This window comes from Streptomyces sp. SID5785 (genome assembly GCF_009870065.1).
GTDB lineage: Bacteria > Actinomycetota > Actinomycetes > Streptomycetales > Streptomycetaceae > Streptomyces.
This window is the reverse complement of sequence record NZ_WWIA01000674.1, coordinates 1-270: the sequence shown is the minus strand read 5'-3', so window position 1 is coordinate 270 and position 270 is coordinate 1. Positions and strand designations below refer to the sequence as shown.

At 79.3% G+C, this 270-nt stretch carries 2 pseudogenes; both read left to right on the top strand.

Annotation, left to right across the window (positions count from 1 at the left end):
• Positions 1-8: 8 nt before the first annotated feature.
• Positions 9-62, top strand: a pseudogene (locus tag GTW43_RS38695) (hypothetical protein); the annotation flags it as partial.
• A pseudogene (locus tag GTW43_RS38690) lies at positions 57-123 on the top strand (hypothetical protein); the annotation flags it as partial. The pseudogenes GTW43_RS38695 and GTW43_RS38690, both read left to right, overlap by 6 nt.
• Between the last annotated feature and the right edge of the window lie 147 nt (positions 124-270).

Sequence of the window (270 nt, the reverse complement as noted above, 5' to 3'; positions counted from 1 at the left end):
GGCCCGCGCTGGGGCGAGGCGGACCGCCGGGCGGTCGAGGCGTTCCAGCGCTCCCAGGGCTGGTCGGGCCGCGACGCGGACGGCTACCCGGGGCCGGAGACCTGGCGGCGGCTCTTCTCGTGAGCGGCCGGACGGCCGGGCTGCCGGCGGGCGAGGGGACATCACAGTGCGCAGACGAGTCAGTGCGGAGGCGAGGATGAGTACGACCGCGGAGCAGCCGGAGCGGGCGCCGGTGCACCCGGCGCCGGGCGCGGACGAGGGGCACGGCGG